Source organism: Undibacterium umbellatum, from assembly GCF_014284125.1.
Classification (GTDB): Bacteria; Pseudomonadota; Gammaproteobacteria; order Burkholderiales; family Burkholderiaceae_D; genus Undibacterium; species Undibacterium umbellatum.
Genome location: NZ_JACOFX010000015.1, coordinates 93,166 through 109,109 on the forward strand (window position 1 = coordinate 93,166; position 15,944 = coordinate 109,109).

A 15,944-nucleotide genomic window follows, 5' to 3' on the forward strand; every position below is an offset into this window, starting at 1 on the left:
CGCAATTTGTTGCGAATAGTGTCTAGCCTTGAAATCTGTTGGAAATTTTTTATACTGAATAGAATATGAATAAGAAGATCGCTATGAAACCTCAAATATCTATCCTTGTCTCATCGTTGTTACTGGCAGCCAGTGCTTCGGTCATGGCGGCCGACACTGCTCCGGTCATGGACAGTAAATCCTGTGAGCCACCTAAATATCCTAAAGCTGCCTTGATGAATGAGGAAACGGGTACAGTATCGATGGGTTTTCTGGTCGGCGCAGATGGCAAAGTGGTTGATTCCAAAGTCGAGAAATCCAGTGGTTCCAAGAGCCTGGACAAAGCGGCATTGGGCGCCCTTAGTCAATGCAAGTTCAAGCCAGGTACCAAGGACGGCAAACCTGATCAAGTGTGGGCAAAAGTTGATTTTGTCTGGAAGCTTGAATAACAACTGCTGGAATTTGATACATCAATGAAAAGAGGGGACATCATGTCCCCTCTTTTTTTACATCTGTCGCAAGTTGGCAAGCTGTGCTAATTGAATAGCGCAGTGCAGTTAGCCGGCAGTTTGTTCAATAAACCGGCTACTGTTTTTGCAAGCCACGTCGTATCAGCAAAGGTTCAATCTTTGGCTCGCGTCCACGGAAATTGCGGAAAGATTCCAGTGGGTCCATGCTGCCACCCTTGGACAATAATTGCTGGCGGAACCAGTCACCATTCTTGCGGTTCAGGCCACCGTTTTCCTTGAACCATTCCACACTTTCGGCATCCAGCACTTCACTCCACAGATAGGCATAGTAACCAGCTGAATAGCCACCGCCAAAGATGTGGGAGAAATAAGTACTGCGGTAGCGTGGTGGCACAGGCGCAAAGTCGACGCCTGCCTGTTTCAATGCCTCTGCTTCAAAGGCCAGCGCATCTTTTGGTATCTGCGCTGGAGTCAATTGATGCCAGCGCTGGTCTAGCAGGGATGCCGCCAGATATTCCGTTGTTGCAAAACCCTGATTGAATTTATTGGCTGCCGTGATTTTATCAACCAGACTTTGCGGTATCACTTGAGTATTCTGATAGTGCTTGGCATAGTTCTTCAACACTTCTGGCCAGGTTGCCCACATCTCATTGACTTGTGAAGGATACTCAACAAAGTCTCGCGGTACATTGGTGCCAGAAAAACGTGGATACTTCACATTCGAAAACAGGCCGTGCAGGGCATGACCAAATTCATGGAAAGCGGTGCGCACTTCATCAAAAGTCAGCAGGGTAGGCTGGCCTGCCGGTGGTTGCGGGATGTTGAGGTGATTGGCAATCACAGGCTTGGTACCAAACAGGCTGGATTGTTCTACATAGGCATTCATCCAGGCACCGCCACGCTTGGTATCTCGGGCATACATGTCGGCAATGAACAGCGCCATACTCTTGCCATCAGTATCAAATATTTCATAGACCTTGACGCTGGGGTGATACACCGGCAAGTCAGTTCTTTCTTTGAAGGTGATGCCATACAGTTTGGTGGCGGCAAAGAAGACCCCGTTTTCCAATACATTCTTCAGCTCGAAATAGGGGCGCAACTGGCTGTCATCAAAACTGTATTTTGCCTTGCGCAATTGCTCGGTGTAAAAGGCCCAGTCCCATGCTGCCAGTTTGAAATTGCCTTGCTGGGCATCAATGATCTTTTGCAGCTCCGCGCCTTCTGCTCTTGCATTATTGACTGCTGCCGGCGCCAGTTCACTCAGCATCTTATTGACGGCGGTGGTGGTTTTGGCTGTTTCATCTTCCAGGCCGTAGGCTGCGTGGTTGGCATAACCGAGCAGTGTGGCCCGGTCAGCGCGCAGGCGTGCCAGGTCAATGGCGACCTGGCGGTTATCAAATTCACCGCCATGGCTGCCACGATTGACGGATGCCTCATGCAGGCGCTGACGCAGGGCACGATTTGCCAGGCTGGCTTCAAAGGGTTGGCCTGTGGTATTCATGAGTGGAATGACGAATTTATCTTTCAGACCGCGTGCCTTGGCAGCTTCGGCTGCGCTGGCGATTTCTTCTTCAGACAAACCCTGCAACTCAGCCTTGCTATCGACGACGATAGCCGAGGCATTGGTTTCTTTCAGCACATTCTGGTTGAACTTGGTGGACAGGCTGGCCAATTGGGCATTCAGGCTCTTCAGTTTTTGCTTGTCCTTGTCACCCAGTTTGGCACCAGCGCGCACAAAGTCTGTGTAATAGCGTTCCAGCAAACGCTGGGATTCTGCATCCAGCTTGAGTGCTTGGCGAACTTCATATAATTTACTGATGCGCTGGAACAGGCGTGCATTCAAGAAAATCTGGTCCTGATGCGCTGCCAGTTTTGGTGCCAGGTCGCGTGACAGGGATTCCAGTGTGGGGTTGGTATTGGCAGCAGTCAGGCTGAAAAATACCGTGGAGACACGGTTCAGCATCTGGCCGGCACGTTCCATCGCGATGACGGTATTTTCAAAAGTAGGTGCCGCAGGATTGTTGGCAATCGCGACGATCTCCAGGCCATGCTGACGCATGCCCTCGCTAAAGGCTGGGGCGTAGTGCGTATTCTTGATCTGGTCAAAAGCCGGATACTGGTAAGCCAGTTTGCTGGCATGGGCAAAGGGATTGTCGACCAGTTTGCCAGCAGATTTTTGCTGGGTGACGGCGCTGCCTGGTTCGGCAACAACAGGAGTGGCATAGCTGGCAGGATTGACCAGTGCCGTACCCAGCATGATGAGCAATAAATGTTTGTTCATGTAGTTTTACCAAAATCTTTGATCAAAAGGGAACCCAGTGTAGCAGACCATAGCAGGGAAATATCGTTCACTGCTGGCAAAAAAATAGCGCCAGGCAGGCGCTATTTCTTAATGTGAGTTCGTGCTCAGCAAATGACAAAGCGATTCGCCAGATCAAGTATGAAAGTCGGGCGCAAATAAGCCATGAAAACCAGGGCCAGCACCGTTGCCATGATTGCGGCCCAGAGCAGGCGCAGCAGTTTTTTGGAAAATGGTCTCGACATAAGTTACTCAGGCGGTCGCCACGCGGGTGATGGGTTTTTCACTGATGGGTAAATTCACCAGTGCGGCAAAGATACCCAGAGCCAGCACTATGCCCCACACCATATTATAGCTACCGGTTCTGGTATAGATATAACCACCCAGCCAGACGCCAATAAAGCTGCCGACCTGGTGCGAGAAAAATACAAAGCCCGACAGCATGGATAAATACTTGACGCCAAAGATTCCGGCGACCACACCGTTAGTGAGTGGCACGGTGGAGAGCCACAACAAGCCCAGCGCAGCAGCGAAGAGATATACGGAATATGGCGTCAGCGGTGCCAGCAAGAATAAGCCTATGACAATGCTGCGCGCCAGATAGATCGCCGATAACAGATACGGTTTGGGAAACATGCCCCCCAGTTTGCCAGCATAGTAAGAACCAAAGATATTGAACAGACCGATCAATGCCAGCGCATACACTGCCACACTGGGGTCCATGACACCCTTGTCTTTCAAATAGGCGGGCATGTGTACACCGATGAAAACCAGCTGGAAGCCGCACACGAAATAGCCTGCCACCAGCAGTAAAAAGGGTTTATAGGCAAAGGCTTCGCGTATGGCTTCCATGATGCTTTGCTGCGGGCCTGTGACTTGCTCCAGCGCTGGCTCACGAAGCTTCCAGGCCATGGGCAGCATCAGTACCACGACCAGGGCTGCCAGCACATAGAAAGCATTTTGCCAGCCTGCGTGGGCGATTAATTGCTGTTCTATCGGCATCATGATGAACTGGCCAAAAGAACCAGCCGCAGATGAAATACCAAAAGCCCAGGAGCGCTTTTCCAGTGGCGCAGTACGGCCTATGATGCCGCTGACTGCACCAAACGAGGTACAGGCCAGCGCCGCACCGATCAAGATACCCGTCCCCAGGATGAACAGGCCAGACTGATTTACCATGGCCATCCACAGCAGGCCGGCGGCATACAGAAAGGCACCGAGCACCATCATCTTCATCGTGCCTACGCGATCAATTACCATGCCCGCCAGCGGGCCAAACACGCCCCACATCAGGTTTTGCAAAGCCATCGCCATGGAAAAGGTTTCCCTGGTCCAGCCATGTTCCTGCGAGATGGGTTGCATCCAGAAACCAAAACCATGCCTGACGCCCATGGACAAGGTGATAACGACACCGCTGGCCAGCAGCACGGTTTTCAGATCGGGGGCGCGTTGAGTAGTCATGGCGATAGATGCTTTGCTCATTAAAAAATGAACTCTAGTGTATGCCAATCCTGGACGACATGTGGACTGCCCAAAACACCATGACGGTATGGTCTCTGGCGGCAGTCAAATATTCAGGGATTGAGCGGCAAGCTCAGGCAAAAGCGTGTGCCCAGACCGGGTGTACTATCGACGGTGATGCTGCCATGCATGATGGTGGTCACCAGATTGTGGACGATGCTCAGACCCAGGCCACTACCGCCCTGGCCCAGTTTGGTAGTAAAGAAAGGGTCAAAGATGCGCCGCAAGTCCTGCTCCTCTATCCCTTTGCCATTGTCAGAAAAAATCAGCTGCACCTGATTGTCCGGCGCTTTGTAGGCACGCAAGATCATCTTGCCATTCTCGCGATTTTCGAAGGCATGCAGTAAGGCATTGTTGATGAAATTATTCAGTATCTGCCCATAGGGGCCAGGGAAACTGTTCAATTCCATATCGTCGGGGATATCAATTTCCAGTGTATGGCCTTGCTTGTGTATCAGGGTGTGCAAGGTACGGATGACCTCCATTGAGGTTCTGCGCAAATTAAATGTGCGGCGCTTCTGGCTGGTCTGGTCCACCGAGACTTGCTTGAAACTGCTGACCAGGTCGCTGGCATTCATGAGATTGCGCAGTAATAAATCATTGGCATTGTTGATCGTTGCCGAGAACTGGTTCAGGTCAGAACGCTTTAAACTGTTATCTGCCAACTTGCGCAAGAATAGGGCTGATTGTTCCTGCAAGGTGGTGGCGGTCAGCAGGCTATTGCCTATCGGCGTATTGAGTTCATGAGCAATACCGGCCACCAGCGAACCCAGGGCCGCCAGTTTTTCTTGGGAGATCAGAATTTGCTGGGCCTTTAACAATTGCTGATACGTCTCGGCATTTTCCACGGCAATGGCGGTGTAAGCGGCCAGCATCATGGCAATGTCCAGATGCATGCGCTGGAAGGCATTTTTTTGCGTGCTCTGGATGGCGATCAAGCCTATGGTACGGCCCTTGATCGTCAAGGGCACATAGATATGCGAGACCGGGATGATTTTTTCCAGATCGGCAAAATAGGCACTGTCCACAGTCAGCTTGTTCAAGCCGGCTTCACTGATGTAATGCTGGTATTCGGAATAGATGTCGCTGATGAAAATCGGCTGTTGATGCGAGACACACCAGACAGAGAGCAAGTCTTTTTCCTTGATGTCGCGTATGTACGGCAACATGCGGTGGCCGCGCAAGATATTGCAGGGGAATTCTATGGTCTCCTGTTCTGGCCTGTAGATACCAACGGCAAAAACTTCTGCCCCCATTAATTCATGCACATGGCGGTAGACGATTTCCATGATGATATCGCGATCCAGGCTGGCCGTGATTTCCTTGCCTATCTCGCTGAGCTGATAGATATGCTTGTGTGCCTGCTGCAATTGCTCTGTCTGCAATTGCAAGCGCGCAGTACGTTCCAGCACCCCGGCTTCGAGTCGTTTCTGGGTTTGCGCATGTTCTGCATGGCTGAGCACCTGCTGTATCAAATTACCCAGATGGCAGCCAAACAAGACATCTTCCCTTGACCAGTTCCTCATACCACTGACTTGTGCAAAACAGATCAGGCCCACGCTCTTGCCATGCAGGCGCAAAGGAATTTCCAGTGCTGAATGCAAATGCTCTTGCCCTAGCAGTGTCCGCATTTCGGCAGCTACCACATGAAGGCGCATATCATGTCCCACCAGCGGCACTTCATCCTGTTGTAGCATGTGCATCAGGAGCGGCAAGCTCTGGCAAGGCATCTCTGCTTTGACCCTGGCCTGGTGTGCACCGGCCTTGGCATGGCAATGCAAGCCTACTTCATTGCCATCAATCAGAAACACCGCCGCCAGTTCGGTATTCAGAATGCCCAAGGCAGTGTTCGCGATCAGTTGCAGTGCTTCGTCCTGCTGGCCTTCCTCCAGCAAGCGCTTGGAGGAAAGTTCCAGCAAGACTTCTACCGGGGACTTATGCGACAAGTCATAGGCACGCAATTCATGGAATTTATCCATCGTGCCCAGTTCACTGAGTTCACTGCTGGTTTGCTGGTGCAGGCGGGCAAAGTGCAGCGCTTCCTGCCAGTTGCCTTGTTGTTCATGGATTTCTGACAGTGCCGACAGGCTGCGTACTTTTTGCCGGCGTGAAGCGACTTTTCCTGAATATGTCAGTGCCTTGCCATAAGCATCCAGCGCCTCATGTAATTGCCCTGCAGCGCGCAGGATGTCGGCCAGGGTATCCAGTACTGCACCTTTCAGCCATACATAGTTGCAGGCATCTGCCAGGTCCAGCGCGGTTCGTATATGGCTTTCAGCTGTCTCCAGTTGCGCATTCCTGCTGCAGACCTGGCCCAGATACCAGTATGTCTCAGCCAGGTACTCATGAATAGCATGTTGCTCGGCTAATAATTTCGCTCTTAGAAAACAGGCTTCTGCTGCCTGCAATTCACCGGTGTTGAGTTCATTGACACCCAGATTGATGATTTGCTTGCAAAGCAAATAAGGCTCATTCAATTGCTCCAGCAAGATGCCTGCATCGGTATGAAAGCGGGCTGCAGTTTTCCGGTCACCGAGGGCATCGTAAATTTGCCCCAAACCGATATGGGCTTCTACCAGCGTCACTTGATCACGGTTGAACTTGCTCAAGTCTACACAACGCGTCCAATACATCAGGGCATCGCGGTAAGCACCCTGAGTATAGTTAATACGTCCCAGTGCCAGCAGCATCAGACCAGCCGGGCGTGTCAGTTGCTGTTGCTCGGCGATGTGCAAGCCGTGGTCCAGTTCGCTTTGCATGGTATGCGCTTGCCCCAGCCTTTCCAGTATCAGATAGCGCTGGTAACAAGCGTCAAGCTGCAAGCCGGTTTGGCCGGCTGCAGAGGCTTGCTGACTCAATTGGCCAAGCAAGCAAGTCGCCAGCCGCGGATGCCTGCGCGCGGTCTTGACGATGCGATGTAAATTGCGATTCAAATTCAGCGCCTGGCGCATGATTCCCGATTTGTTTGTCCGAAAATGGCTAGAAGTGTGATACGCAGTCGCGTATAACGTTTTCTAAGGATAGTAATGCAGATTGCAAAACGGGTACATGACTTTAGCTATCCCGGAAATGATTCAACCTAAGAAAGTGGCGGCTATGGAACAGCAGATACGGACAACACCTGGCAAACAACAAGCAGTTGTACAGCCAGATGCGACCAGCCTCATGCTCAATGAAGCCAGTGATGGCTTAACACAAAAACAATGTTATTACCGCGCCCTGGCCGCCAAGGACAGCCGTTTTGACGGTGTGTTTTTTACTGGCGTGAAAACTACAGGCGTGTATTGCCGACCTGTGTGTGGAGTCAAGACGCCACGCGAATCCTCTTGTGAGTTCTATAGCAGTGCCGCAGCTGCAGAAGCCGCCGGATTTCGTCCCTGCCTGCGTTGTCGCCCAGAGCTTGCACCTTATGCGATACAGCAGAATCTGGCGCATGCCATCTGGCAAAGAATCGCTGACGGTGCCCTGAATGAAACCGATATAGAAAGTTTTTCCAGTCAGGTCGGCCTGTCATCGCGTCAGTTGCGCCGCGTGATGTTGCAGGAATTTGGCGTCACCCCGGTGGAGCTGGCGCAAACACAGCGTTTGCTGTTTGCCAAAAAACTGTTGCAAGAAACTCAGCTAGGCATGGCAGAGATCGCATTTGCTGCCGGTTTTGGCAGCGTCAGGCGCTTTAACGCCTTGTTCTCGGAACGCTATCAAATGGCACCAGGATCGATAAGGCGTGCGACAGATAGTGGTGGCGAAGGCGTCAGCCTGAAACTGGCTTACCGCCCGCCTTATGCCTGGGACGCAGTGATTACTTACCTTGCCGGGCGCGCCATGCCCGGTTTGGAAGCTGTCATCGACGAAAAAGGTGGCAAAGCCTATGTCCGCAGCGTGCAGATGGATGGGCTGGAAGGCTGGCTCAAAGTCGCGCATTTACCAGCCAAACAGCAACTCAGCCTGCAAGTATCACCTTCATTGGCACCAGTACTCATGCCCTTGATGGCCAGGGTCAGGCAGCAATTTGATCTGGAAGCCAATCCTGCCGTGATCCAAGGCCACTTGCAAAGCGACCCCTTGCTGGCCGGGCAAATCCTGCGCACGCCCGGTATGCGTGTGCCGGGTGCCTTCGACAGTTTTGAGTTGGCTATCCGTGCCGTGCTGGGCCAGCAAGTCAGCGTGGCGGGGGCCACTACCGTGGCTGGCCGCCTGGTGACCCGCTATGGTCAGCCAGTGCTTACTCCGTTTCCGGCTGTCAGCCATCATTTCCCCAGTCCGCAAACCATCGTCGGCTTGTCGATAGATGCGCTTGCTGGCATAGGCATACCCGGTGCGCGCGCTGCCACTTTGCAAAACATCGCCCAGTTTGCGCTCGATGGTGGATTGCAAAAACAGTTGGCCGCCAGCTCGGATGAGATGGTGGCAAAGCTGAAGACGGTCAAAGGGATAGGCGAATGGACGGCGCAATACATCGCCATGCGCGCCCTGCGTTTCTCAGACGCATTTCCTGCAGGCGACCTCGGTTTGCAAAAAGCCGCCGCATTACTGGCAACCCCGGCGACACCGGCAAGTGAGCGCCTGACTGAAAAACAATTGCTGGTTATTGCCCAGCCCTGGGCACCGTGGCGGGCATACGCCGCTTTATTGCTGTGGCAATCATTAAGCAAAGAGTAAACAAGGACTAAAGGAAATATCATGAAATACATTAATTACAGCAGCCCGGTAGGGCAATTGCTTTTAGCCGTCAGTGAGCTTGGTCTTAGCGGCGTATATTTTGAAAACCATAAACACTTCAAGGGTAGTGCAGGCTGGCAAGAAGATGAATCTGATCATGTCCTGATAAAGGCGCGTCAGCAACTGCAGGAATACTTTGCTGGTCAGCGCCAGGATTTTGATTTGCCACTGGATTTATCGGCCGGAACAGATTTCCAGCAAGAAGTATGGGCAGCCCTGCGCCGTATCCCCTTTGCCCAGACCAGCAGCTATCTGGCACTGGCGCAAGGCATAGCCCGGCCCAAGGCGATGAGGGCAGTGGGGGCGGCGAATGGCCGTAATCCCCTATCAATCATCGTCCCCTGTCACCGGGTGATCGCCAGCAACGGCGCACTGACTGGTTATGCAGGCGGTTTACAGAATAAGGAAGCACTGTTGATGCTGGAAAGAAAATTTTCAAAATGGCAAGCTTGATGGATCCCCCCTATGCCAGGCATGTGCCTAAAGACTAGGCAGGGCAAGTAATTTCAGGAAAAGCATACCGATATTCGAAAATATCATTTAGCTAATTTTGGTGCGGCGCACAAAAAGTGCTTGACCTTTTAAAATCTACGTGTAAAATCGTATTTGTTGCGGTGCACCATTCAAGAATTCCTGGAAAGCGCTGCCGATTACTAAAGCCACTTGATTCCATCTACCGGAGAATGCCATGACTACCAATACACCAGAACAATTTATCGCTACTACTAAAGCTAACCTGGAAGCCCAATTTGCTTCCCTGACTGCCCTGAACAAAAAAGCATTTGAAGGTCTGGAGCAGTTGTTTGCTCTGAACGTTAATGCTGCCAAGGCAAGTTTCGAAGAAGGTACTGCCACTGCCAAGCAACTGTTGAGCGCCAAAGACCCACAAGAATTTTTCACTTTGTCTGCAGCTCAAGCTCAGCCAAACGCTGAAAAAGCACTGGCTTATGGCCGTCACCTGGCAAGCATCACAACAGCAACTCAGCAAGAATTCACTAAGGCAGTTGAAGCGCACATCGCTGAAACAAACACTAAAGTGATTTCCCTGATCGACGAAGTGACAAAAAATGCACCAGCCGGTTCCGAACAAGCTGTAACAGCGTTGAAATCTGTTGTTGGCAACATCAACGCAGGTTACGAGCAACTGTCCAAAACAAGCAAGCAAGCTGTGCAAACACTGGAAGAAAACCTGACCAAGGCTACCCAGCAATTCACACAAGCTGCTGAAAAAGCAACTGCTAAAAAGAAGTAATTTAGCAATTGTAGATTCAGACTCAATGAAAATTGAGCAGAAGTAAAATTAAAAAATCCCCGCATGCAAGCATGTGGGGATTTTTTTTGCATTGATTGCCACATGACGGTTTTAAGCCGTCCATTCCCTTCCCGTCAATCAGCCCAGACAGCTTATCTCAGGTTTGAACTTCGCCCTGCAATAGCAAGCATGGCAAAACACCATCTTTTTTTACATGCCCAGACTCAGGCGGGGGCGAGCAGTGGTAAGCTAGAGGATGTATCCTAAAAGCAGCAAAACATTTGACCATCCCACACCCTCGCAAGGGTAAAACCAGGAGAATTCACATGCAAGACGTGGTAATCGTAGCTGCAGGCCGTACTGCAGTAGGCAAATTTGGTGGCTCTTTGGCAAAAACGGCTGCTTCCGACTTGGGCGCGCATGTCATCAAGGCCTTGCTGGCAAAAACGGGACTCAGTGGCGATCTGATCAATGAAGTGATACTCGGCCAGGTATTGACTGCAGGTGTGGGTCAGAATGCGGCGCGCCAGGCTGTCATCAAGGCCGGTCTGCCAGATATGGTTCCGGCATTCACTATCAACAAGGTTTGCGGTAGTGGCCTGAAAGCCACCCACCTGGCAGCACAAGCCATCAAGGCTGGCGATGCTGACATCATCATCGCTGGTGGCCAGGAAAACATGAGTGCTTCGCCACACGTCCTGAATGGTTCGCGCGACGGTTTCCGCATGGGCGATGCAAAACTGGTCGATACCATGATCGTTGACGGCCTGTGGGATGTGTATAACCAATACCACATGGGCATCACCGCAGAAAACGTCGCCAAGAAATACGGTGTCACCCGTGAAGAACAAGACTTGTTTGCCCTGGCATCACAAAACAAGGCAGAAGCTGCGCAAAAAGCAGGCAAGTTCAAGGATGAAATCATTCCTTTTGAGCTGGTCAGCAAAAAAGGCACGACAGTGTTTGACAGCGATGAATTCATCAAGCATGGCACCACGCTGGAATCCCTGTCATCCCTGCGTCCGGCCTTCGACAAAAATGGCACAGTTACAGCTGGTAATGCCTCCGGCCTCAACGACGGTGCTGCGGCTGTCATCATGATGACAGCCCAAAGAGCAGAGCAACTGGGTTTGCCAGTATTGGCCCGTATCAAGGCTTATTCATCTGCCGGTATCGACCCAACCATCATGGGCATTGGCCCGGTACCTGCCGCCCAGCTCTGCCTGAAAAAAGCTGGCTGGACGCATCAGGATCTGGACCTGATGGAAATCAATGAAGCCTTCGCTGCACAGGCCATCGGCGTCAACAAGGAAATGGGCTGGGACACCAGCAAGATCAACGTCAATGGCGGTGCGATTGCGATTGGTCACCCTATCGGCGCATCTGGTGCGCGCATTTTGGTCAGCCTTATCCATGAAATGATACGTCGCGATGCCAAAAAAGGCCTGGCGAGTTTGTGTATCGGTGGTGGCATGGGCGTGGCGCTGGCGATAGAGCGTTGATTATGTGCCTGCCAGCCTGTCGTTGAACTTGAGTTTGATTTTCAAAACCCCTCCGGCTGATGGCTGGAGGGGTTTTGGTTTTTGGTGGTACAGCATATTTTCATGTCTGCTGACCATACCTAAATCAGGCTGACAGTCTATCCCCGCTACTCGGCGGATACCAGGAACTATTTTGTTGGACAGCTTACTAACTGGCACACATTCACGCGTTATGCATACATGCATATTGCCCTCAAAAAACAATTCGGATAGCTGGTCAAATGAAAAGAAAGCTCTGGTTTTACATACTAACGATAGTGTCACTGCTGGTTTTGCTGATGATAATTCTGCTGGGATTTTCTCTGGCCAATGCAAAACTGGAATTGAGTCACAGTGGCGTGCATCAACGTTTGCTCATGCCTGTCGGTACAGGGGCATATATGGCTATCCGCAATTACGCAGGTTCTGGTGATCAGGCTTTCATTCCTGGATATCTCGATGGTCCGGTTGTGAGGCGGCAGGGCGAAGACAAGTGGACAGCAAGCTGGTACTGCGAAGACCGGGTATATACTCAAGAAGGGCGTGGAGCAAAGCTGGATATCACGTGTGCCGGAAAGCAGCATCAATTTCCTTTAGGGCCAGCCATAGCCGCAACACAAACGCAAAATGAATTACCTGCCAGGTTAGTGGTGCTAAGTGATATCGAGGGAAATCTCACATTCCTGGATGCTGCCTTGAAAAAAATGGAAATTGTGGATGATCAGGGCAACTGGCGTTTCGCCAATAACCAGATTATCTTCGTTGGTGACTCAGTTGACCGTGGACGCGATACCTATGCAGTGCTTTGGCGCATATATGCCTTGTCACAGCAAGCGCATGCAGCAGGGGGCAAGGTTCATATGTTGTTGGGCAATCATGAGCAGTATTTATTACTGGGTAAGCTCAAGAGCGCACATCCCGAGCATGTGTATAGCGCACAACAACTAGGTGGATACACAAACATCTATGCAAGCGACACCATCATTGGTGACTGGCTGCGTAAGCAAACTGTGATCGCCAAGTTTGGCAACGTCTTGTTTGCGCATGGTGGTATCAATCCCGCCTTTGTGCAACACACCAATAGCGTAGAAGACATTAATCAAACAATGTGGGATTACTGGCAAGGCAAGTCAACGGGCAAACTCAGTTTTGACATAGTGATGGCCCAAACTGGCGTCAGCCGATATCGGGGTTATTTTTCAGCAAGTAGCACGGACTCTCCAAGCGCAAAGACTGAAGATGTCAGAAAAGTCTTGAAAGCGTTTAATGCCAGCCATATCGTAGTGGGACATACCATCGTCGACAAAATCAGCTTTCTTCACGATAAAGGTGTGATTGCCGTAGATGTGAATGACGATCAATCTGCCAAAGAGTTATTGGTATTTGAAGCTGGTCAGCCGAACATTGTGAGTATTGATGTCCCAAGAAACATCAACGCAGAAAAAGCGGGCGCAAAGAAAATTCGCCCTTTTAATGTCGCTGAAAGTGCCGACAGAAGCGTATTGTGGAGCTTGATCAAAGCCAGCTACCTGCAAAGCAAAGTGCCCAGCCCTTACTAGCAATGTTTGGATTCAGCGACTGTCCTCAAGGGAAAAACCAAAGTTTGTCTTTGGTTTTTCCTGCATCAACTACAGAGTGATCCTGATTATTTTTTCAGACACTTCTCCAAAAACTGATCTTGTTCCCACAACAAATGCATGATGTTTTCTTTGGCAGCATAGCTATGACTTTCCTTGGGCAGAATTACCATACGTACCGGTGCGCCCAGGCCTTTCAACGCCTGGAAATAACGCTCGGTTTGCAGGGTGAATGTGCCGGGATTATTGTCGGCTTCGCCATGTACCAGCAACATCGGTGTCTTCATCTTGTCAGCGCTCATGAAGGGTGACATCTTGTTGTACACCTCCGGGCTTTCCCAGTAATTGCGCTGCTCACTCTGGAAGCCAAAAGGTGTCAGTGTGCGGTTGTAGGCACCACTGCGCGCGATACCGCAGGCAAACAGTTTTGAATGTGTCAGCAGGTTTGCCGTCATGAAAGCACCATAAGAATGGCCACCAACGGCAACACGCTTGCGGTCTATGTGACCGAGAGCATCGACTGCGTCTATTGCTGCTTCTGCATTGTCGACCAGTTGCGGGATGAAGTTGTCATTCGGCTCGGTCTTGCCTTCACCAATAATGGGGAAGGCAGCATCATCAAGTACGGCATAACCGCGCGCTACCCAATAGATGAAGGATGCAGAGCTTGGGAAAGTAAACTGGTTTTCATTATGCTTGCTTTGGCCAGCTGAATCCTTGTCCTTGAATTCTGCCGGGTAAGCCCAGATCAGTAAAGGCAGTTTCTCTTTCTTGCTTTTGACGTAGTTGGCAGGCAAATACAAGGTGCCTGACAATTCCACACCATCCTTGCGCTTGTATTTGATGACTTCTTTCGAGACATCCTTTAGGCCCATGAAAGGGTTCTTGAATTGCGTCACCGGTGTGAGCTGGCTGCCACCTTTGATGTTGCGGAAGTAATAATTCGGGTACTCAGTCTTAGACTGTATCTGCACCAGCACATCGCCTTTTTTGACATCTTCTATAGAGACGATATTTTCTATCTTGTCAGTGTAAGCGGACTGATACAGACGCGTCTTTTTCAGGCTGCCCAAATCGAGTTCATCAATGAAAGGGAACTGACCTTTTTTGGTGTGACCTGCTCCCAGCAAATAAGCTTTGTTATCTTCTATGGCCAATACCTTGCGGTGGTACTGGTTGAATTTTGTTTCAAAACGTCCTGGGTCAGAATAGATATCCTGCATATTACGGTCAGAGATGACACGTGGTGCTTCCGCCGGGCTGGACGGATTGAACAGATAGGCCTTGGTATTGCGCGTGTCATACCAGCCATCGGTGACGATGGCCAGCTTGTCATTGCCCCAGTTGATACCGACATAGCGCTGGGCAGTTTTTATCAGTGATACGGCAGTCTTGTCGAAAGGTGCATCCCAGGAAAATACTTCATCGCGGTAGTCCACTTTATTGGCCGGGTCGCCACCATCGAGAGCCTGTACATAGCTGAGGCTGGATGGTTTATCGGCACGCCATTCCATATAGCGTTTACCGACAGCCACTGCATTAAAACCCTTGGGAATGACCTCATTCAAGGGTGTCTCATTGACGACCTTAAGTTGCTTGCCATTGATATCGCTGACAATGGTTTTTAAAGGAAAACGCTGCAACGGAACGATGTAAGAGAAAGGTTTTTGCAGAGTGCTGCTCAGCACATATTTGCCATCAGGTGAAAAACTGACTTCAGCAAACATGTCTGCTTTTTTGAACAAGCTGCTCTTGCCTTGCAGGTTTATTTTATGCAATTCAGAAGTCGTCAGGTTTACAAAATTACTTTCATCATTCTGGTTTTTCAAGAGATCTGCATAAGTGCGGTTCTGCGATGTGGCGCCACTGGAGGTGGAAATGATGGGGCCGCCAGGCAAATCCTTGCTGGCATCAAGCAGCGCAGGCCGGTTCTTGGGCAAGACCTTGATGAGTAGACTTTCACTATCCCTGTACCAGTCGAAAGGAGTGCCCAGATTGGCATTCAGGTTGGCTTCGGTCAGTTTTTTCGCAGTGGCTGTTTCCACGTCAATGACCCACAGCTCCACACCCTTGGCAGCGGTATTGGTAAAGGCGATTTTCTTTTCATTGGGCGACCAGACCAGGTGACTGATCAGCGGGTTCTCTGGCAAGCCCTTGACCTGCACTTCATCAGTTGCATCGACTTTGCGCAGCTTGAGATTATTGACGTAGGTCAGCGTGCTGGAAATATTTGTGACAGGATTGATGCGCAAACCAGCCAGGCGCATTTCTGTCTGGTTCAAATCATTCAATGATTTATAGGTATTGCGATAACTGAGCAGCAGTGTCTTCCTGTTGCTGTCCATGCTCACGACAGGGGCGCGCTGGAAGTCGGCCAGATCCAGTATGGCTTGCGGTGGTTTTTGATAGTTCAAATTTTCTTGTGAACCAGCATTGGCACTCAGCGCGGCGAGCAAGAGAAGACTCAGTTTGCTTTTCATGAATATCCTTGGTTGAACTTTAATAAGCCGCCCCGGCAGTCAGCTCGGGGAAAGCTTCATTCTAGCACCGCAATATATTCAAATTATGCTGTTTTCTTCAGCACTCATAACCAAATAGCTAATGAAA

At 50.7% G+C, this 15,944-nt stretch carries 11 protein-coding genes; 6 read left to right on the top strand and 5 right to left on the bottom strand.

Annotated features, from left to right (window positions below; translation table 11 throughout):
• The first annotated feature begins 143 nt into the window (after positions 1-143).
• Positions 144-428, top strand: coding sequence for an energy transducer TonB (locus H8L47_RS22150; protein ID WP_370868602.1), 285 nt, complete (start codon positions 144-146; stop codon positions 426-428).
• Positions 429-564: 136 nt separating this feature from the next.
• Here H8L47_RS22150 and H8L47_RS22155 read toward each other — a convergent pair whose 3' ends face one another.
• From H8L47_RS22155 to H8L47_RS22170, 4 genes are all read right to left on the bottom strand, one after another.
• Positions 565-2,730: a M3 family metallopeptidase gene (locus tag H8L47_RS22155; RefSeq protein ID WP_230413863.1), complete on the bottom strand. Its 2,166-nt coding sequence runs from the start codon at positions 2,728-2,730 to the stop codon at positions 565-567.
• Between the two features lie 125 nt (positions 2,731-2,855).
• Positions 2,856-2,993 carry a hypothetical protein gene (locus tag H8L47_RS22160; protein WP_186955780.1) on the bottom strand — a complete coding sequence of 46 codons (138 nt, stop codon included), beginning with the start codon at positions 2,991-2,993 and terminating at the stop codon, positions 2,856-2,858.
• 7 nt (positions 2,994-3,000) lie between these two features.
• Positions 3,001-4,230, bottom strand: a complete 1,230-nt coding sequence (locus tag H8L47_RS22165) for an MFS transporter (protein ID WP_230413864.1) — start codon at positions 4,228-4,230, stop codon at positions 3,001-3,003.
• Positions 4,231-4,322: 92 nt separating this feature from the next.
• Positions 4,323-7,202 (bottom strand): ATP-binding protein, encoded by a 2,880-nt coding sequence (locus tag H8L47_RS22170; protein ID WP_186955781.1) that lies wholly within the window; start codon positions 7,200-7,202, stop codon positions 4,323-4,325.
• A gap of 115 nt (positions 7,203-7,317) precedes the next feature.
• Here H8L47_RS22170 and H8L47_RS22175 point away from each other — a divergent pair, with 115 nt between their 5' ends.
• The 5 genes from H8L47_RS22175 (at position 7,318) to H8L47_RS22195 (ending at position 13,319) form a co-directional block, all read left to right on the top strand.
• On the top strand, positions 7,318-8,928 hold the full coding sequence (locus H8L47_RS22175; protein WP_230413865.1) for a DNA-3-methyladenine glycosylase 2 family protein: 1,611 nt from the start codon (positions 7,318-7,320) through the stop codon (positions 8,926-8,928).
• Between the two features lie 21 nt (positions 8,929-8,949).
• Positions 8,950-9,441, top strand: coding sequence for a methylated-DNA--[protein]-cysteine S-methyltransferase (locus tag H8L47_RS22180; RefSeq protein WP_186955782.1), 492 nt, complete (start codon positions 8,950-8,952; stop codon positions 9,439-9,441).
• A 235-nt stretch (positions 9,442-9,676) separates the two neighbouring features.
• The gene (locus H8L47_RS22185; RefSeq protein ID WP_186955783.1) at positions 9,677-10,240 is read left to right on the top strand and encodes a phasin family protein; all 564 of its coding nucleotides are present in this window, start codon (positions 9,677-9,679) and stop codon (positions 10,238-10,240) included.
• Positions 10,241-10,566: 326 nt separating this feature from the next.
• Entirely contained in the window at positions 10,567-11,742 is a 1,176-nt protein-coding gene (locus H8L47_RS22190; RefSeq protein WP_186955784.1) for an acetyl-CoA C-acetyltransferase, read from the top strand.
• Positions 11,743-12,002: 260 nt separating this feature from the next.
• The gene (locus H8L47_RS22195; protein WP_186955785.1) at positions 12,003-13,319 is read left to right on the top strand and encodes a metallophosphoesterase; all 1,317 of its coding nucleotides are present in this window, start codon (positions 12,003-12,005) and stop codon (positions 13,317-13,319) included.
• Between the two features lie 86 nt (positions 13,320-13,405).
• On the opposite strand, the gene H8L47_RS22200 is transcribed toward H8L47_RS22195, so the two are convergent.
• A complete protein-coding gene (locus H8L47_RS22200; RefSeq protein ID WP_186955786.1) occupies positions 13,406-15,817 on the bottom strand; it encodes an alpha/beta hydrolase family protein in 2,412 nt (803 codons plus the stop codon).
• Positions 15,818-15,944 lie beyond the last annotated feature (127 nt).